The organism is Luteococcus sp. H101, from assembly GCF_038433155.1.
Taxonomy (GTDB): domain Bacteria; phylum Actinomycetota; class Actinomycetes; order Propionibacteriales; family Propionibacteriaceae; genus Luteococcus.
The window spans coordinates 16,784-35,189 of sequence record NZ_JBCDMW010000020.1; the positions used below are offsets into that span (position 1 = coordinate 16,784).

The 18,406-nt window shown below is 69.8% G+C and carries 14 protein-coding genes and 1 tRNA gene; 9 read left to right on the forward strand and 6 right to left on the reverse strand.

All coding sequences use genetic code 11. The features are described from left to right. Positions 1 to 6 precede the first annotated feature (6 nt). The 6 genes from galK to AAEX60_RS08095 form a co-directional block, all read right to left on the reverse strand. Complete coding sequence (gene galK / locus AAEX60_RS08070) at positions 7 to 1,161, reverse strand: galactokinase (protein WP_342102522.1); 1,155 nt, start codon at positions 1,159 to 1,161, stop codon at positions 7 to 9. Further along, a complete protein-coding gene (locus AAEX60_RS08075) occupies positions 1,161 to 1,337 on the reverse strand; it encodes a DUF6104 family protein (protein WP_342102523.1) in 177 nt (58 codons plus the stop codon). Before AAEX60_RS08075 ends, galK begins: the two co-directional genes overlap by 1 nt. Before the next feature lie 10 nt (positions 1,338 to 1,347). Further along, positions 1,348 to 5,151, reverse strand: coding sequence for a multifunctional oxoglutarate decarboxylase/oxoglutarate dehydrogenase thiamine pyrophosphate-binding subunit/dihydrolipoyllysine-residue succinyltransferase subunit (locus AAEX60_RS08080; protein ID WP_342102525.1), 3,804 nt, complete (start codon positions 5,149 to 5,151; stop codon positions 1,348 to 1,350). 70 nt (positions 5,152 to 5,221) lie between these two features. Continuing rightward, complete coding sequence (locus tag AAEX60_RS08085) at positions 5,222 to 6,538, reverse strand: glycosyltransferase 87 family protein (protein ID WP_342102526.1); 1,317 nt, start codon at positions 6,536 to 6,538, stop codon at positions 5,222 to 5,224. An 11-nt stretch (positions 6,539 to 6,549) separates the two neighbouring features. Beyond that, the gene (locus AAEX60_RS08090) at positions 6,550 to 7,908 is read right to left on the reverse strand and encodes a glycosyltransferase family 87 protein (protein ID WP_342102527.1); all 1,359 of its coding nucleotides are present in this window, start codon (positions 7,906 to 7,908) and stop codon (positions 6,550 to 6,552) included. A gap of 44 nt (positions 7,909 to 7,952) precedes the next feature. Beyond that, positions 7,953 to 8,027, reverse strand: a tRNA-Arg gene (locus tag AAEX60_RS08095). A 108-nt stretch (positions 8,028 to 8,135) separates the two neighbouring features. Between AAEX60_RS08095 and lysA the strand changes: the two genes are divergently transcribed. The 9 genes from lysA to AAEX60_RS08140 all read left to right on the forward strand — a co-directional run bounded on the left by lysA (position 8,136) and on the right by AAEX60_RS08140 (position 18,384). After that, positions 8,136 to 9,539, forward strand: coding sequence for a diaminopimelate decarboxylase (gene lysA, locus AAEX60_RS08100; RefSeq protein ID WP_342102528.1), 1,404 nt, complete (start codon positions 8,136 to 8,138; stop codon positions 9,537 to 9,539). 78 nt (positions 9,540 to 9,617) lie between these two features. Beyond that, positions 9,618 to 10,949 carry a homoserine dehydrogenase gene (locus tag AAEX60_RS08105; RefSeq protein WP_342102529.1) on the forward strand — a complete coding sequence of 444 codons (1,332 nt, stop codon included), beginning with the start codon at positions 9,618 to 9,620 and terminating at the stop codon, positions 10,947 to 10,949. After that, positions 10,946 to 11,848 carry a homoserine kinase gene (gene thrB / locus AAEX60_RS08110; RefSeq protein ID WP_342102531.1) on the forward strand — a complete coding sequence of 301 codons (903 nt, stop codon included), beginning with the start codon at positions 10,946 to 10,948 and terminating at the stop codon, positions 11,846 to 11,848. Before AAEX60_RS08105 ends, thrB begins: the two co-directional genes overlap by 4 nt. Positions 11,849 to 12,198: 350 nt before the next feature. Continuing rightward, the gene (gene rho, locus AAEX60_RS08115) at positions 12,199 to 13,989 is read left to right on the forward strand and encodes a transcription termination factor Rho (RefSeq protein WP_446721294.1); all 1,791 of its coding nucleotides are present in this window, start codon (positions 12,199 to 12,201) and stop codon (positions 13,987 to 13,989) included. Between the two features lie 289 nt (positions 13,990 to 14,278). Continuing rightward, positions 14,279 to 14,488: a 50S ribosomal protein L31 gene (gene rpmE, locus AAEX60_RS08120; RefSeq protein WP_342102533.1), complete on the forward strand. Its 210-nt coding sequence runs from the start codon at positions 14,279 to 14,281 to the stop codon at positions 14,486 to 14,488. Between the two features lie 96 nt (positions 14,489 to 14,584). Beyond that, complete coding sequence (prfA, locus tag AAEX60_RS08125; protein ID WP_342102534.1) at positions 14,585 to 15,655, forward strand: peptide chain release factor 1; 1,071 nt, start codon at positions 14,585 to 14,587, stop codon at positions 15,653 to 15,655. Next, positions 15,652 to 16,527, forward strand: coding sequence for a peptide chain release factor N(5)-glutamine methyltransferase (prmC, locus tag AAEX60_RS08130; protein WP_342102535.1), 876 nt, complete (start codon positions 15,652 to 15,654; stop codon positions 16,525 to 16,527). Before prfA ends, prmC begins: the two co-directional genes overlap by 4 nt. Beyond that, the gene (locus AAEX60_RS08135) at positions 16,520 to 17,278 is read left to right on the forward strand and encodes an L-threonylcarbamoyladenylate synthase (protein WP_342102536.1); all 759 of its coding nucleotides are present in this window, start codon (positions 16,520 to 16,522) and stop codon (positions 17,276 to 17,278) included. The genes prmC and AAEX60_RS08135 overlap by 8 nt, the downstream gene beginning before the upstream one ends. After that, positions 17,278 to 18,384, forward strand: a complete 1,107-nt coding sequence (locus AAEX60_RS08140; RefSeq protein ID WP_342102537.1) for an MraY family glycosyltransferase — start codon at positions 17,278 to 17,280, stop codon at positions 18,382 to 18,384. Before AAEX60_RS08135 ends, AAEX60_RS08140 begins: the two co-directional genes overlap by 1 nt. Positions 18,385 to 18,406: the final 22 nt, after the last annotated feature.

The window sequence follows — 18,406 nt, forward strand, 5'->3', positions numbered from 1 at the left end:
GGGGCCTCACACCAGCCGACGAGCTCCCTGCTCCGGGGTGACGGTGAACCACGTCGGGGCATTGAACCCGGCCTCGGCGAAGGCGACGGCCACCCGCTCGCCCAGCTGCTCACCGCTGCCCGCCTCACACAATGCGATGATGCAGCCGCCGAAACCGCCGCCCGTCATCCGCGCACCCAGCGCGCCGTGCTCCTTGGCGGTCTGTACCGCCAGGTCCACCGTCGCAACCGTGATCTGGAAGTCGTCGCGCATCGACGCGTGGGAGGCATCCAGCAGCGGGCCGAGCTCCCGCAGCCTTCCCGCCCGTCCCAATTCGACGGCCTGCAGCACCCGCTCATCCTCGGTCACGACGTGCCGGGTGCGCTTGCGCTGCAACTCGTCGTCCAGGGAGGCCAGGGCTGCATCGAGGTCCGTGACGTCCCGAAGGGCCGGCACGCCGAGCCGCCGGGCCGCGGCCTCACAGGTGGCCCGACGTTCGGCATATTCGCCGTCGACGTGGCTGTGCGGGGTGTGGGTGTCCAGCACCAGGATCTCCAGCCCCTGTTCCCCCAGCGGCAGCGGGACCGAGACGGTCTCCAGGCTGCGGCAGTCCAGGAAGAGGGCGGCGTCGCGCTGGCACAGGGTGGAGGCGGCCTGGTCAAGCAGCCCGGTGGGCGCCCCGACGAACTGGTTCTCCGCCGCCCGGGCGATCTTGGCCCGCTCGACGGGGGAGATCTCCAACCCGAACAGGTCACAGCAGGCGGCCACGACGGCACACTCGATCGCGGCGGAGCTGGACAGCCCCGCCCCGATCGGCACGTCGGAGGCCAACACCAGGTCCACGCCACCCACCTCGTGGCCGGCCTGTCGCAGGGCCCAGACCACGCCCGCCAGGTAGGCGGCCCAGCCGGTGGTGGCCGAGGGTTGGTCGTAGGGCCGCAGCACCGCCAGCTCGACTGTCTCCTTGAGGTCCACCGAGTCCACCCGGACGGCGTCATCCGGGCGCACTCCGGCCGCCAGGGTGGCGCCCAGGTCCAGCGCGAAGGGCATCACGTAGCCGTCGTTGTAGTCGGTGTGTTCCCCGATCAGGTTCACCCGGCCGGGGGCGAACCAGACGCCGGCGGGCGGCTGCCCGGTCAGCTCGGTGAAGCGTTGGGTAACCAGGTCAGCTGCCAGTGCCATCATTCATCCTCGTCGTCGAGCCGGGCCAGCCAGGTGGCCAGCCGCTCGATGCTGTCCTCGAATTCGGGATTGAGATCCACGAAGTACCGCATTTGCTCTGCCAACCAGGAGAAGCTGACCTCCTCGTCACCGCGACGGGAGGTCAGCTCCTCAAGGCCTCTGTCTGTGAAGTACACAGCGTGCAGACTACTCCGCCAGGGCGCGCTCCATCAGGTCGGCCTCTTCCTTCACGTGCACACTGTGCGAACCCACCGACGGGGCCGCGGCGGCGGGCCGGGAGACCACGCGCATGTCGGACAGGTCACGCGAGGGCAGGTGCTCCTTGACCGCGGCCGGCAGGTTGAGCGCCATGAAGGGCCAGGCGCCCTGGTTCTCGGGCTCGTCCTGCACGAAGCGGATGTCGGTCACGTGCTCGTAGGCCTTCAGCTCGGCGGCCAGTTCCTCGGCCGGCAGCGGGTAGAGCCGCTCCAGGGAGAGGATTGCCACCTGGCCGTCCAGCCCCGCCTTCTGCCGGGCCTGCACCAGTTCCCAGCGCACCTTGCCGGAGCACAGCAGCACCCGCTTGACCGCCTTGGGGTCGGTGATCGTCGGGTCGCCCAGCGCCGGACGCCACTTGCCGGAGGTGAACTCCTCCGGCTGGCTGGTGGCCAGCTTGTTGCGCAGCATGGACTTCGGGGTGGCGATCACCGTTGGGCGGTGCCAGTTCACGTAGGCGTGCTGGCGCAGCAGGTGGAAGTGGCTGGCCGGCGTCGACGGCTGGCAGACCGCCAGGTTGTTCTCGGCACACAGCTGCAGCCACCGCTCGATCCGGCAGGAGCTGTGGTCCGGGCCCTGACCCTCGTAGCCGTGGGGGAGCAGCAGCACCACACCGGACTTCTGGCCCCACTTGGTGAAGCCGGAGCTGATGTACTCGTCGGCGATGCTCTGGGCGCCGTTCGCGAAGTCACCGAACTGCCCCTCCCACATCACCAGCGCCTCGGGGGCGGCCACGGAGTAGCCGTACTCGAAGCCCATCACGGCGTACTCGCTGAGCAGCGAGTCGTAGATGTCGAAGCTGCCCTGGTCCTCGGTGAGGTGCTTCAGCGGGACGTAGGCCTCATTGGTGCGCCGGTCCACGATGGCGCCGAAGCGCTGGCTGAAGGTGCCGCGGCGGGTGTCCTGGCCACTCATCCGGACCGGGCGGCCCTCCATCAGCAGGGAGCCGATGGCCAGCAGCTCGCCGGTGGCCCAGTCGATCGGGCCGTCGGTGATCTGCTTGGCGCGCCGGGCCAGCTGGGGCAGGACCTTCGGGTGGCCCTGGAAGCCCTCGGGCATCTCCACGTGCACCCGCGCCACCGCGTCCAGCATCTCCTGGGTGATGGCGGTGTTGTTCTCGCCCTCGTCCCAGCGGCTGGGCTTGGTGGGGTAGTAGGGCACCCGGGTGTACTCGTCGTCCTCACCCTTGAGCTGCCGGGCCTCCTTGAAAACGTCCTCCAGACGCTGGCGGAACTTGTTCATCACGGCCTCGGCATCCTCGGTGGTGATGTCGCCGCGGCCGATCAGGCTCTCGGTGTAGAGCTTGTGCGTGGAGCGCTTCTGCTCGATCAGGTCGTACATGTTCGGCTGGGTGAAGCTCGGGTCGTCGCCCTCGTTGTGGCCGCGACGCCGGTAGCAGACCAGGTCGATCACCACGTCCTTGTTGAACTGCTGGCGGTACTCGAAGGCCACCCGGGCCGCGCGGACGCAGGCATCCGGGTCGTCACCGTTCACATGGATCACGGGGGCCTGGATCACCTTGGCCACGTCGGTGCAGTAGACGCTGGAGCGGGACTCCACCGGGGAGGTGGTGAAGCCCACCTGGTTGTTGACCACGACGTGTACCGTGCCGCCCACGCGGTAGCCGCGCAGCTGGCTCATCTGCAGCACCTCGTAGACCACACCCTGGCCGCTGAAGGCCGCGTCGCCGTGCAGCAGGATCGGCAGCACGGGGTAGCCCTCGCCGCCGTTGAGCGCGCCCGGCAGCCGGTCCAGCTTGGCGCGGGTGATGCCCTCCAGCACCGGGTCCACGGTCTCCAGGTGCGACGGGTTGGCGGCCACCGAGGTGCGGATGGTGGCGCCGCTGGCGGCGGAGAACTTGCCCTCCGCGCCCAGGTGGTACTTAACGTCGCCCGAACCCTGGCCACCGGCGACGCCGATGTTGCCCTCGAACTCGCGGAAGATCTGGCCGTAGCTCTTGCCGGCAATGTTGGCCAGCACGTTCAGCCGGCCGCGGTGCGGCATGCCGATGCAGACCTCCTCCAGCGCATTGTCCGCGGCCAGCTCGCAGATCTCGTCCAGCAGCACGATGGTGGACTCGCCACCCTCCAGGCTGAACCGCTTCTGCCCGACGAACTTGGTCTGCAGGAAGGTCTCGAAGATCTCCGCCTCGTTCAGCTTGTCCAGGATCCGCAGGTGTTCCTCGCGCGGCAGCGTGGTGTGCGGCTTCTCGAACTTGTCCTGGAACCAGGCCCGCTGGTCCGGGTCGGAGATGTGCATGTACTCGATGCCCATGGTGTGGCAGTAGGAGTCCCGCAGGATGTCCAGGATCTCGCGCAGGGTCATGTAGCTGCGCTTCTGCCCGGCGAAGGTGCCGACGGCGAACTCCCGGTCCAGGTCCCAGACCGTGAGGCCGTGGGTCTCCAGCTCCAGCTCGGGGTGGGTGCGGGTGCGGTACTCCAGCGGGTCGGTGTCGGCCATCAGGTGGCCCAGACTGCGGTAGGCCTGGATCAGCTCGACGACCCGGGCCTCCTTGGGCACCTGGCTGTAGCGGTGGGCACTGACGTCGGTGTCCCAGCGCAGCGGCGGGTAGGGGATGCGCAGGCTCTCGAAGATCTGGTCGTAGAAGCCGTCCTCACCCAGCAGCAGCTGGTGCATCTTGCGCAGGAACTCGCCCGACTGCGCGCCCTGGATCACGCGGTGGTCATAGGTGGAGGTCAGCGTGGTGATCTTGCTGACGCCCAGCTCGTTGATCCTGCTCTCCGAGGTGCCCTGGAATTCCGGCGGGTAGTCGATGGAGCCGACCCCGACGATGACGCCCTGGCCATTCATCAGGCGGGGCACCGAGTGGTTGGTGCCCAGACCGCCGGGGTTGGTCAGGGAGGCGGTGACGCCTTGGAAGTCCTCCACGCCGAGCTTGCCGGTGCGGCCCTTCTTCACGACCTCCTCGTAGGCGGCCCAGAACTGCATGAAGTCCAGTTCCTCGCAGCCCTTGATAGCGGGCACTACCAGGTTGCGGGTGCCGTCGGGCTTGACCAGGTCCATGGCCAGACCGATGTTGATCGACGGGTTCTCGATCAGGACGGGCTTGCCGTTCTCCTCGCCATAGGCATTGTTCATGGCGGGGATGGCCTTGAGGGCCTGCACCATCGCGAAGCCGATGATGTGGGTGAAGCTGACCTTGCCGCCCTTGGAGCGCTTGAGGAAGTTGTTGATCACCGTGCGCTGGTCAATCACCAGCTTCATCGGGACCGACCGCACCGTGGTGGCCACCGGCATGGACAGCGAGGCGTCCATGGCCTTGGCCGTCCGCATCGGCACGCCCTTCATCACGGTGTGCTTCGGCTCCTTGGCCTCCACCTTGGGGCGGTTGGCCGGGTTGGGCGCATTCGCGCTCAGGCCCGACGCGTGACCGGGCGTGGCCGGGGTCTCGGAGCGCACCTCGCGGGCCTCCACCTTGGTGGCGGCCGCCTTGGCCGGCTGCTCCTTGGCGGGCGCCGTCTGGGGAGCCTTCTCGGGGGCCTTCTGGGCAGTAGCCGGGGCGGCCGGGGCCTGGGCCTGCGGGGCCGGAGCCTTGGCCGGCTCGGCCTTGGGGGCGGGGGCGCTCTGGGTGGGAGCCGACGCGGGTGCATTCTTCTCAAAGTAGGCAGCCCACGTGGCGTCCACGCTGCTCGGATCGGTCTTGTACTGCTCGTACATTTCCTCGATCAGCCAGTCGTTGGCGCCGAAGTCACTGGAGGAGTCATTGTGGGACATGTGTATATCGGTGGCCCGGGCCACCATCGCCTTCTTCCGGTGTGAGTTGGCCTGCGGCAGGCCCCTGTGCCTACCTGGGTGCGATGTTATCCGTTACCCGGGTGGCTTGGGCAAACCGACGAGAAATCAATCGTTCAACAGTCCACCAGACCGTCAACAGGGTGAGTCCGGCCAGGCACAGGTTGCGGGCCACCAGCACGGCCGTGACGGTGCTCTCGGCGTGCTGGGGCGTGATCAGGCCGAGGTAGTGGTTGGGGTACACGTACTGGGTGGCCAGGGCGATCAGCAGCCCGGCGCTGGCCACCATGGCCGCCCGGGCCCGTTCCGTCCCCCGGGGCGCCAGGCCCAACCAGGCGGCGGTGACCGCCCCCAGCCACACCACGTACTGCGGGCTCAGGGTCTTGTTCGCGCTCAGCATGACCAGGACGATCGACAGACAGGCCAGCGCCCGCAGCGGCGCCGGGGCCGCCACCCGCAGCATCCGCATGGCCACCCAACCGGCGTAGAGCACACCCAGCGCCATGGCCACCGAGGAGGCCGTCAGCAGGTCTTCAACGCCGGGCCCGAAGACCTCGAAGGCGTTGTAGGGGGACATGCGGACATCCCAGCGCAGCGCGGCATTGCCGGCCTGGCGTTCCGCCGCGCCGAAGGCCCGCAGGTACATCGGCACGCTGGCCCAGGGGCTCTCGATCTGCAGCCCCCGGCCGGACTGCCAGGTGATCGGGGAGATCAGCCGCGCGGGCCCCGCCACCAGCAGGGAGGCGGTGGCCAGCCCCAGGCCGGTCAGGCCGAAGGCCAGCGTCCGCCCGCGGGCCGGCCGGTCGCGGCCCAGCAGCGGCGCCAGCAGCAGCGCCGGCCAGAGCTTGATGCCGGCGCCCAGCGCCATCAGGGCTCCGCTGAGCCGGGGATTGCGTGCCATCTGGAAGACCGCGGCGCCCACCACGACGCCCGCCAGCAGGTCATAGCGGAACCAGATCAGGGGGCCCATGCAGAAGGTGAACACCATCCAGTAGATGGCCGCGACGCGGGAGTGCGACTGCCACAGCCAGATGGCGAAGCCGGCGTCCAGCACCGCCATCAGCAGGGCGAACAGCACGCAGTAGAGGGAGACGTCGTCGTCGATCGGGATGCGCAGCGCGTCCAGCAGCCAGACCACCGGCATCGGGTACTCCCGCAGCACGGTGAGGTAGTCGTCGGTGCGCTGCAGCTGGCTGAAGTAGTAGCGCACGTCGTTGATGATGAAGGTGTAGTCGGTGGCCCACTGGTGCAGCATCCAGGCCCGGCTGATCACCCAGAGCACCACCCAGGGCAGCGGATTGCCCACCACGACGCTCCGGAAGCGGTCCGTCAGGATCGAGCGGGGGGCGCTGGGGGAGGGGTGGCTCACGGTGCTCCGTTTCAGTGGGACTCGCGGTCCGAGGCCAGGCGGGTGGCCTCGATCTGGCGCGGGTGCAGGAAACTCCACACCCAGGCGGCCACCTTGAACAGTACCCAGCACAGGACCAGGTTGCGGGCGGCCAGCACCAGGGTGGCCCCGTGCATGCCCGGGCGATGGCCCACCAGGGAGGCATAACCAATCGGGTAGACCACCTGGGTCAGCAGGGTGACCAGCAGGGTCCACTCGCTGATCTCGGCCAGGGTGTGCTCGTCGGAGCGGGCGCGGTAGCTGCCCCTGGGGTTCTCGCTGGCCATGGCCCAGCCGGCGGCCAGCGGGCCACCCACCCAGATGATGTACTGCGGGCTGAAGGTCTTGTTCGTGACGATCATCACGAAGATCACCAGCAGCATCAGGGCCGCTCCCTCGATCAGCCGCTGGTCTCCGCGGCGCAGCCACAGCAGGTAGCAGCCCACCGCGGCCAGCATGCCGACGGCGGTGGCGGCGCCCGCCAGGTCGAAGAAGAGCTTGGTGCCGGGCCCGGAGATCTCCCAAGCGTTGAACTCACTGACCGCCACCCAGTAGCTGTGCGGGTCCATCATGCGCTGCAGCATCGGGATGGTGGCCCAGACGCTCTCGATCTGCAGGCCACGCTCACCCTGCCAGCCCAGCGGGGAGACCAGCCGGTCCCAGCCGGCCCAGACCAGGCTGGCCAGCGCCAGCAGGCCACCGGCGCCCCAGAAACCCAGGCTGGTGAGCCAGCGGTTGCGGCGCACGTCCCCGTGTTCCCGGTCGCCCAGCAGGGCCGGCCAGAGCAGGGCGGGCCACAGCTTGATGGCCGCGCCGATGCCGATCATGGCACCCGAGGCCAGCGGTTGCCGCTTGCGCAGCAGCAGCAGGGCCCAGCCGGCCAGTACCGCGGTGATGATGTCGAAGCGCAGGTACACGGTGGTGCCCACCAGCGGGACGAAGGCGGACCAGAAGGCCACCGCCTTGCCGCGCAGCCGCCCGCCGTCGTGCCACAGCGTCCAGGTGAAGGCGGCGTCCAGCAGGAACATCAGGCCGAAGAAGCCCGCCACGTAGACCCAGCGGTGGCCGAAGGTCACCAGATCCGGGATCTTGAGCAGCCACAGCACCGGGGTGGGGTACTCGATCATCGTCGCCTCGGGGCCGTTGACGCCCATCCGGGAGATGTTCTCGTAGTAGTAGCGGGTGTCACCCAGAGTGAACAGCATCGCCGCCCACTCCAGGAAGAGCACCAGCCGGCTGACCAGCCACACCTTTTTCATCAGGCGGGCGTCGTTGAGCTTCTCGGAGTCCCACCACGAGCGCCAGGGGCTCGACGGGGTGTAGAACCGGGCTGGACTCTTGGTCTCGGTCATCTCGTCCCTGTCGGCCCGGCAAAGTGCGAACGCAGCGGTGCTGCTGGCGCCCCCGGCAGGATTCGAACCTGCGCTCCCGCCTCCGGAGGGCGGTGCTCTATCCCCTGAGCTACGGGGGCCAACCCCCGAAGGGGCGTGGAACACCATAGCAGACCTTTGCGGGGGTCTTCGACCACCGGCTGATACGCGTTGGCCCGGGTGCGCCCAAGTCTGGAAGGATCGGGGGCATGACGCACACCCATGTGGCCGGCTCCATCCATGCCGACGCCACCGCCGCCGGCCCGCAGTGGCTGAACCGTCCCACCGACGTCAATGAGCTGGACCGCGCCCTGTGGAGCAGTCACGTGCAGCGCGCCGCCGACGGCGAGGTGACCGTGGCCGGGTTGGGCGTCAAGCAGATCGCCGAAGAGGTGGGCACACCCGCCTATGTGGTGGATGAACAGGACTTCCGGGAGCGGGCCCGCGCCTTCCGCGACGCCTTCTCCGGCTGGCAGGTGTACTACGCCGGCAAGAGCTTCCTGACCCGCTCGGTGGCCCGGTGGATCCACGAGGAGGACCTCTACCTCGACGTGTGCAGCGGGGGAGAGCTGGCCGTCGCCCTGGCCGGCGGGATGGACCCGGCCCGGATCGGGCTGCACGGCAACAACAAGTCCGTCGAGGAACTGCACTACGCCCTGTCCAGCGGGGTGGGGCGGATCATCGTCGACTCGCTGGACGAGATCGGCCGGATCGAAGAGCTGTGCACCGCCAATGACTGGACCGCCCGGGTGATGGTGCGGGTCACCACCGGCGTCGAGGCGCACACCCACGAGTACATCGCCACCGCGCACGAGGACCAGAAGTTCGGTTTCAGCATCACCAATGGCCAGGCCATGGTGGCTATGGTGCGCTGCCACTACAGCCCCCAGATGGAGCTGTTGGGCATCCACTCCCACATCGGCTCCCAGATCTTCGACACCCACGGCTTCGAGGTGGCCGCCCGACGCACCATGAAGCTGCTGGCCCAGTTCGCCGCCGCCACCGGCACCGAACTGCCGGAGCTGGACCTGGGCGGTGGCTTCGGCATCGCCTACACCCACGCCGACACCCCGGCAACGCCGGACGCCCTGGCCACCAGCCTGCGGGAGATCGTCGAGCACGAGGCCCGCGGCTACAACATCGCCGTGCCCCAGATCAGCATCGAGCCCGGCCGCGCGATCAGCGGCCCCACCACCCTGGCCCTCTACACCGTCGGCACCGTGAAGGTGGTGGACGTGGACGGCGGGCAGAACCGGGTCTACGTCAGCGTCGACGGCGGGATGAGTGACAACATCCGGCCCGCGCTGTACGCCGCCGAGTACTCCGCGGCGGTGGTCTCGCGGACCTCGGCCGCCGAGCCGGTGCTCTGCCGGGTGGTGGGCAAGCACTGCGAGGGTGGTGACATCCTGGTCCGCGACGTCTTCCTGCCTGCCGACATCCGCCCCGGGGACCTGCTGGCCGTGCCCGCCTCCGGTGCCTACTCCCGGGCGATGGCCAGCAACTACAACATGTTGACCAAGCCCCCGGTGGTGGCCGTGCGCGACGGCCAGCTCAGCACCCTGCTGCGGCGTGAGAGCCTCGAGGACCTGATGCGCCTCGACGTCGGCTGCTGACCGCCACCCTCCCAGACCATCGGCCCCCAGACCGCTCCGGCCGGCACCACCGGCCGCCACGACCCATGAAGGACCATCATGAACCGGCTCACACCCGCAGATCCCGCCAAGCTGCCGCCCCTGAAGGTTGCCCTGTTGGGCTGTGGGGTGGTGGGCAGCCAGGTGGCCCGGCTGATCACCGAGCAGAGCGATGACCTGACCAACCGGATCGGCCGACGGATCGAGCTGGCCGGGATTGCCGTGCGCACCCTGGACCGGGACTTCGGCGGGCTGGACCCGCAGCTGTTCACCACCGACGCGATGGCGCTGGTCAGCCGCGACGACCTGGACGTCGTGGTGGAGGTGGTGGGCGGGATCGAACCCACCCGCCAGCTGATCCTGACCGCCATCCAGCACGGAGCCAGCGTGGTCACCGCCAACAAGGCCCTGCTGGCCGAGGACACCGAGTCCCTCTTCCGCGCCGCCGAGCAGCACGGGGTTGACCTCTACTACGAGGCCGCGGTGGCCGGGGCCATCCCGATCGTGCGCCCGCTGCGGGAGTCCCTGGTGGGTGACGAGATCACCACCGTCATGGGGATCGTCAACGGCACCACCAACTACATCCTGGACCAGATGACCACCACCGGCGCCGACTTCGACGACGCCCTGAAGCAGGCCCAGGAGCTGGGCTACGCCGAGGCCGACCCGACCGCCGACATCGAGGGCTACGACGCCGCGGCGAAGGCCGCCATCATGGCCACCCTGGCCTTCCACACCCGGGTCCGGGGCGCCGACGTCTACCGCGAGGGCATCACCGGGGTCACCAGCGCCGACATCGCCGCCGCCCACAAGCTGGGCTGTGTGGTGAAGATGCTGGCCATCCTGGGCGCCGACGACCAGGGCCGGGTGAGCGTGCGGGTCCACCCGGTGATGCTGCCCGCCGGGCACCCGCTGGCCACCGTGGGCGGCGCCTACAACGCCATCTTCGTGGAGAGCCGGGAGGCCGGTCGGCTGATGTTCATGGGCCCGGGCGCGGGCGGCTCGCCCACCGCGTCGGCCGTGATGGGTGACCTGGTCACCGTGGCCCGCAACCGGGTCCGCGGGGTGGCCGGGCCGGGCGAGACCGTCTACGCCGAGCGGGAGATCACCCCGATGGGCCAGATCGTCACCCGCTACCTGGTCCGCGCCAGCGTGGTGGACGAGCCCGGGGTGCTGGCCGCCGCGGCCGCCGTCTTCGCCGGCCACAATGTCTCGGTGCAGACCGTCGACCAGTCCAGCGCCGAGCCCGGCCCCGACGGGGAGAAGGTGGCGGTGCTGGCGCTGATGACCCATTGCGCCCGCGAGGAGGACCTGCAGGCCGTGGTCCGGGAGCTGGAGGGCCGCCCGTTCACCCGCGGTGAGCTCTCCGTCATCCGGGTCGAGGGGCTGTGACCGGCCGGCTCGACGCGGGCTGCACCGCCGCCGTGCGGGTGCCGGCCACCAGCGCCAACCTCGGCCCCGGCTTCGACTGCATGGGCCTGGCCCTGGCCATGTACGACGAGCTCTCCGCCGAGGTGCTGCCCGCGGGGCTGGACCTGCAGCTGTCCGGCTGCGGCGCCGACGAGGTGCCGCGCGACGAGTCCCACCTGGTGGTGGCCACCCTGCGGGCCGGGCTGGCCGACCTGGCGGCCGAGGCTCCCGGCCTGCGGCTGCGTGCCCACAATGTGATCCCGCACAGCCGCGGCCTGGGATCCTCCGCAGCGGCCATCGTCGCCGGTCTGGCGCTGGCCTGGGGGCTGGCCCGTCCCGGCGAACCGCTCGACGTGGCCTGGGCCTGCCGGCTGAGCAGCCTCGCCGAGGGCCACCCGGACAATGCCTGCGCCGCGGTGCTGGGCGGAATCGTGCTGGCCTGGATGAGCGACGGCCAGGTCGAGGTGGTTCAGCTGCCGGCGGCCGAGGGGCTGCGGGCCATCGCCTGGGTGCCCGACTTCCGGGTGCCCACCGCGGGGGCGCGCGAGGTGCTGCCGGAACTGGTCAAGCGCACCGACGCCGTCGCCCAGGCCACTTGCTCCGCCCTGCTGGTGCACGCCCTGACCAACGACGTCGGCCGGCTGCTGCCCGCCACCCGGGACCGACTGCACCAGGACCAGCGGGCGCCACTGATGCCACCCTCGGCGGACCTGGTGGCCCGCCTCCGGGCGGCCGGGGTGGCCGCCGTTGTCTCCGGGGCCGGGCCGACGGTGCTCGCCCTGGGCACCACCCAGCAGCTGGCCGCCGCGGACGGGGTCTCGGACGAGGGCTTCGTCCGGCATGACCTGGCGCTGGCCGGGGGAGTGGAACTGGTCGGCTGACCCGCGTGTTGCCGGCCCGGTTTGGAGGCTCGCCCCGCGGGGGTGCTACCCTTTTTCTCAGGACGCCCGCCGAGTTGCGGGGACGTCCGCACCTGTCAGGTCAGGTGCCTCCCGACCCCGGTTGTGGGCCGGAGACCACTGCATCCCACATTCTTGCCAGCAGTCTTGGCTTTTCTGCGATGCCCTCCGGACAGTTCGGGCCATGACCTGAAATCGAATACGGGCGATGCCGGCATGCACTGTGCTGCCACTTCCATCCCGCGCCCGGTTCGCGAAAGGACTTTCGAGTGACTGAAACCCAGACCTCCAGTGCCGGGTTGGCCGCCAAGAAGCTGCCCGAGCTGAAGGCCATGGCCTCCTCCATGGGGATCAAGACCACCGGCCTGAAGAAGGCCGATCTGGTGGCCGCCATCTCCGGCGGTGGCCAGGCCTCCGCCGCGCCCGCCAAGAAGGCGGCCGCCCGCACCCGTCGGGCCGCGCAGCCCGAGCAGGCGCCCCAGAACGAGGCGCCCGCCCAGGGCAAGCAGGAGGCCCCGCGGCAGGAGAGCGCCAAGCAGGAGCCCGCGCAGGAGGCACCCCGGCAGGAGCGTCGACAGGCCACCGGGGAGCCCGACGTCGGCGCCGAGGTGGGCGCCCGGCTGGCCGAGCTCAGCAACCAGAGCGGGCGGCAGCGTCGTCGTCGCAACTCCGGCCAGTCCGAGCAGGGCGACGGGCAGAACCAGCAGTCCCAGAACCAGCCCGCCCAGAACGAACAGGGCGGCGGCCAGGGTCAGAACAACCAGGGCCAGAACAGCCAGTCCCAGAACCGGGGCGGCGGCAACAGCGGTGGCAACGGCCAGAACCAGAACAATCAGGGCAACCAGAACAACCAGCGCGACTACGACGACGACAACTCCGGCGGTGGCCGGCGCGGCCGTCGTCGCCGCCAGCGCGACCGCGGCAACCGGCGCAACCGGGGCGGCGGCAACCAGGCGATCGACCGCTACGAGAACGAGCCGGTGATCAGCGAGGACGACGTCCTGCTGAACGTCGGCGGCATCCTGGACGTGCTGGACAACTACGCCTTCGTCCGCACCTCCGGCTACCTGCCCGGCAACAACGACGCCTACGTCTCGCTCTCCATGGTGCGCAAGAACGGCCTGCGTCGCGGCGACGTGATCACCGGCGCCATCCGGCAGCAGAAGGAGGGGGAGCGCAAGGAGAAGTTCAACCCCCTGGTTCGGCTGGACACCGTCAACGGCGCCGACCCGGAGCTGGCCAAGAACCGGCCCGACTTCAACAAGCTCACCCCGCTCTACCCGCAGGAGCGGCTGCGGCTGGAGACCACCGCCACCAACATGACCGGCCGGATCATCGACCTGGTCAGCCCGATCGGCAAGGGCCAGCGCGGCCTGATCGTCTCCCCGCCCAAGGCCGGCAAGACGATGATCATGCAGAACATCGCCAATGCCATCACCGCCAACAACCCCGAGGTGCACCTGATGGTGGTCCTCGTCGACGAGCGCCCCGAGGAGGTCACCGACTTCCAGCGGACCGTCTCCGGCGAGGTCATCGCCTCCACCTTCGACCGCCCCGCCGACGACCACACCACCATCAGCGAGCTGGCGATCGAGCGGGCCAAGCGCCTGGTGGAGCTCGGCCACGACGTCGTCGTCCTGCTGGACGGCATCACCCGGCTGGGCCGCGCCTACAACCTGGCCGCCCCCGCGTCCGGCCGGATCCTGTCCGGCGGCGTCGACTCCGCGGCCCTCTACCCGCCGAAGAAGTTCTTCGGCGCCGCCCGCAACATCGAGAACGGCGGCTCGCTGACCATCCTGGCCACCGCCCTGATCGAGACCGGCTCCAAGATGGACGAAGTGATCTTCGAGGAGTTCAAGGGCACCGGCAACATGGAGCTGCGGCTCAAGCGCAACCTCGCCGACAAGCGGATCTTCCCCGCCATCGACGTCGACGCCTCCGGCACCCGCCGCGAGGAGCTGCTGCTGGGCCGCGAGGAACTGGCGATCATCTGGAAGCTGCGCCGGGTGCTGTCCGGCATGGATGACCAGCAGGCGCTGGAGATGCTGCTCAAGCAGATGCGCAAGTCCCAGAGCAATGGCGAATTCCTCGTCCAGATCTCCAAGACCACGCCGTCCGAGTAACAGGCGAGGGGGACGACCCCCTCGGACCCCCGCGCTCTGCGTGCGTTCACCGTTCGCTCCTGCGTCGCTCACGGGCACGCAGAGTTCGGAAGATGGAGCGAGGGGGGACGACCCCTCGGACCCCCGCGCCGACCCAACCAACGGTGGCCGAGCCGGTCGAGGCCCGGGAGCACCCAGGATCGGTTTGGGGTTGGAGCAGCAAAGGCCGTAGAGTAGTGCGTCGGTGCCGGTTCACGTCCGCAATCCATGTCAGGACGACCCGGTGCAACCATCAGCTAGGAGACATGACATGAAGCAGGGTATCCACCCGGACTACGTGGAGACCACGGTGCACTGCACCTGTGGCAACACGTTCACCACCAAGAGCACCAACAAGTCGGGCACGCTGAACGCCGACGTGTGCGCCGCCTGCCACCCCTTCTACACGGGCAAGCAGAAGATCCTCGACACCGGTGGCCGCGTGGCCCGCTTCGAGCGTCGGTACGCCAAGAAGAAGTAACTTCCACGACGAGCGCTGGGCGGCAGGAGATCCTGCCCCCGGCGCTCGTCTTTTCTGTCCCACCAGGTCCCCACCACGCCGGCGCAAGGAGCCACCATGTTCGACAAGGCCGAACCGCTGCGGGCGGAGTTCGCCAGCCTGGAAGAGCAGATGGCAGACCCCGCGCTGCACGCGGACCTGGCCCGTTCGCGCAAGGTGGGCCGACGCTATGCCGAACTCACCCCCATCGTGAAGGCGCTGGCCGAACACGAACAGCTGACCGATGACCTGGCCGCGGCCACCGAGCTGGCCGACGAGGACCCGGCCTTCGCCGCCGAGGCCACCGAGCTGGCGGCCCGCCGGGAGCAGGTGGCGGCCCGGCTGGAGAGGCTGCTGGCCCCCCGGGACCCGCACGACAGCCTGGACGCCCTGCTGGAGATCAAGTCCGGCGAGGGCGGCGAGGAGTCCGCCCTGTTTGCCGGCGACCTGCTGCGGATGTACTCCCGCTACGCGGAACACCTGGGCTGGAAGGTGGAGGTGCTGGACGAGCAGACCACCGACCTGGGCGGCTACAAGAGCGTCACCGTCGCGGTGAAGGCCCCCGGCACCGCGGAACAGACCCCCTACGGCGCCCTCAAGTTCGAGGGCGGGGTGCACCGGGTGCAGCGGGTGCCGGTCACCGAGAGCCAGGGCCGGATCCACACCTCGGCCGCGGGCGTGCTGGTGATGCCCGACGTCGAGGACGACGACGAGGTGCAGGTCAACGAGGATGACCTGCGCATCGACGTCTACCGATCCTCCGGCAAGGGCGGCCAGGGCGTGAACACCACCGACTCGGCCGTCCGGATCACCCACCTGCCCACCGGCGTGGTGGTCACCTGCCAGAACGAGCGCTCCCAACTGCAGAACAAGGAGCAGGCCATGCGGATCCTGCGCTCCCGGCTGGTGGCGCTGGCCGAGGAACAGGCCGCCAGCGACGCCTCCGAGGCCCGTCACTCCCAGGTGCGCACCGTGGACCGCAGCGAGCGGATCCGCACCTACAACTTCCCGGAGAACCGGATTGCCGACCACCGGATCGGCTTCAAGGCGCACAACCTGGACGCGGTGCTCAATGGCGACCTGGGCCCGCTGGTGGAGGCCTTGCAGGCCGCCGACCTGGCCGAGCGCCTGCAGCAGGTGGGCCAGTGACCCGCACCCCGGTGCGGGAGCTGCTCCGCCGGGGCACCGCCGACCTGGCCCGGGCCGGCTCGCCGTCGCCCGCGGCCGAGGCGCGCACCCTGCTCAGCCACGTGATGGGCACCGAGCCCGGCCGGCTGGTCCTGGCCCCGGACGCCACGGCCGAGCAGGCCGAACACTTCCAGCACCTGGTGGCCCGCCGCACCACGGGCATCCCGGTGCAGCACCTGACCGGCGAGGCCTGGTTCCGCACCGTGCGGCTGGCGGTGGGGCCGGGCGTCTTCGTGCCCCGGCCCGAGACCGAGGTGATGACCGGCTGGGCGCTGGAGCGGCTGGCCGGTCTGCCGGAGCCGGTGGTGGTGGAGCTGTGTGCCGGATCCGGCGCCATCAGCAAGGCAATTGCCGCCGAGCACCCGGGGGCCCGGCAGTATGCCGTCGAGCTGGACGAGACCGCCCATGACTGGGCCCGACGCAATCTGGCCGACACCGGGGTGGAGCTGCGCCAGGGGGACATGGCCGACGCCTTCCGCGACCTGGACGGGACGGCCGACCTGGTGATCGCCAACCCGCCCTACATCCCGCTGGACGCCTGGGAATCCGTCACGGCCGAGGTCCGGGACCATGATCCGGCCCTGGCCCTGTGGTCCGGCGACGACGGGCTGGACGCCACCCGGGTGGTGGCCGCGGTGGCCGCGCGACTGCTGCGCCCCGGCGGCTGGGCCTGCAGCGAGCACGCCGAGGTGCAGCACCACAGCGCCCCCGAGGTCTTCGTCCAGACCGGCGCCTTCGGCCAGGTCCGGGACCTGCCCGACCTGACCGGCCGGCCACGCTTCGTGACGGCCCAGCGCAGTGGCTCCGGCGTGGCAGGATGTACGGGTGAGTGAGTCCGTCGAAGAGCCCGAGCAGACCTGGCGGCGTTACGACGTCGACAGCCAGACCTCCGAGGCGCTGGCCGCCGCCCAGGCCGCGATTGCTGCGGGGGAGTGCATCGTCCTGCCCACCGACACGGTCTACGGGATCGGTGCCAATGCCTTCTCCGCCGACGCGGTGCAGGGCCTGCTGGATGCCAAGCGGCGCGGCCGGGACATGCCGCCGCCGGTGCTGGTGGCCGAGTCCGGGATGCTGGAGGCGCTGGCCGACGACCTGCCGTCGCACGCCCTGCGGCTGGCCGAGGCCTTCTGGCCCGGCGCGCTGACCCTGATCGTGCCCGCGCAGCCGCACCTGCGGATGGACCTGGGGGAGACCCGCGGGACCATCGCGGTGCGGGTTCCGGACCATGACTTCACCCGGGACCTGCTGCGCCGCACCGGGCCACTGGCCGTCAGCTCCGCCAATGTCTCCGGCCAGGACGCGTCCACCGACATCGACGAGGCCATCGCCCAGCTGGGCAACAGCGTTCCCGTCTACCTGGACGCCGGCCCCACCCCGGGCAACACCCCGTCGACCATCATCGACTTCGTGAGCGAGTCCCTGGGCAAGGTGGTCCGGATGGGGGCGATCGGCATCGAGCAATTGCGCGAGGTGGACCCCTTCGTCGTCTGGCCCGACGAGCCCCAGCCCGACGAGCCCCAGCCCGACGAGCCCCAGCCCGACGAGCCCCAGCCGGAAGCCACCGACAAGCCCGCCTCCGACTGATGCGCGAATACGGCCTGGTGCTGCTGACCGCCTTCGCCACCACCTACCTGCTGGCGGGCCTGTGTCGACGTCTGGCGCTGCGCACCGGTGCGGTCGCCAAGGTGCGCGAGCGCGACGTGCATGCCATCCCCATTCCCTATTTCGGGGGGATCGCGATGCTCGGTGGCGCCGCGGCCGCCCTGCTGCTGGCCGCCCAACTGCCCTTCCTGGGCAGGCATGCCGTGGTGACGCACGACTCCGCGGTGATCCTGATGGCCGGAGCGGTGATCTGCTCGGTCGGGGTGCTCGACGACATGCTGGACCTGCCCGCCATGGTCAAGGCCGCCGGTCAGGTGCTCAGCGCCGGGATCGTGGTGCTCAACGGCGTGCGGATGCTGTGGATCGCGCTGCCCAACCGGATCATCGTGCTGGACGATGCCACCTCCATCCTGATCACGGTGATCTTCATTTTCCTGTGTGTGAACGCCATCAACTTCGTCGACGGGCTGGACGGCCTGGCCAGCGGGGTGGTGGCGATTGGCGCGATGGCCTTCTTCAGCTACACCTACCTGCTGGCCCATGAGCAGGACCTGGTGCTGGCCACCACCGCGAGCCTGGTCACGGTGGCGATCGGTGGGATCTGCCTGGGCTTCCTGCCGCACAACTTCTTCCCAGCCCGGATGTTCATGGGGGACTCCGGCGCCATGCTGCTCGGGCTGCTGCTGGCGGCCTCCACCATCTCCCTGACCGGCCAGATCGACTCCGCCGCGCTGAGCGCCAGTGGGGGAGGGCTGCTGCCCAGCTATCTGCCGATCATCCTGCCCTTCGCCATCATGGCACTGCCCTTCCTGGACCTGGTGCTGGCCTATGCCCGACGCACCATGGCCGGCACCTGGTGGTTCGTGGCGGACAAGCAGCACCTGCACCACCGGCTGCTGCAACGCGGCCATTCCCAGGTGCGGGTCTGCCTGCTGATGTATCTGTGGACGGCGCTGATCAGTTTCGGGGTGGTGGCCATCGGCACCCGGCCACGGTGGTGGGTGGCACTGACCCTGCTGGTGCTGATCGGGGTGGCCACCTGGCTGACCGTGCGTCATCCCCGCCCTCCTCGCACCGAGATAGCTTGACGTCAAGAGATCGATTGTGTTA

Excerpts from the sequence above, each read along its gene's own strand:
- galK (WP_342102522.1), bottom strand. The coding sequence starts at position 1,161 with ATGGCACTGGCAGCTGACCTGGTTACCCAACGCTTCACCGAGCTGACC.
- AAEX60_RS08080 (WP_342102525.1), bottom strand. The coding sequence starts at position 5,151 with ATGTCCCACAATGACTCCTCCAGTGACTTCGGCGCCAACGACTGGCTG.
- AAEX60_RS08090 (WP_342102527.1), bottom strand. The coding sequence starts at position 7,908 with ATGACCGAGACCAAGAGTCCAGCCCGGTTCTACACCCCGTCGAGCCCC.
- lysA (WP_342102528.1), top strand. The coding sequence starts at position 8,136 with ATGACGCACACCCATGTGGCCGGCTCCATCCATGCCGACGCCACCGCC.
- AAEX60_RS08105 (WP_342102529.1), top strand. The coding sequence starts at position 9,618 with ATGAACCGGCTCACACCCGCAGATCCCGCCAAGCTGCCGCCCCTGAAG.
- rho (WP_446721294.1), top strand. The coding sequence starts at position 12,199 with ATGGCCTCCTCCATGGGGATCAAGACCACCGGCCTGAAGAAGGCCGAT.
- rpmE (WP_342102533.1), top strand. The coding sequence starts at position 14,279 with ATGAAGCAGGGTATCCACCCGGACTACGTGGAGACCACGGTGCACTGC.
- prfA (WP_342102534.1), top strand. The coding sequence starts at position 14,585 with ATGTTCGACAAGGCCGAACCGCTGCGGGCGGAGTTCGCCAGCCTGGAA.
- AAEX60_RS08140 (WP_342102537.1), top strand. The coding sequence starts at position 17,278 with ATGCGCGAATACGGCCTGGTGCTGCTGACCGCCTTCGCCACCACCTAC.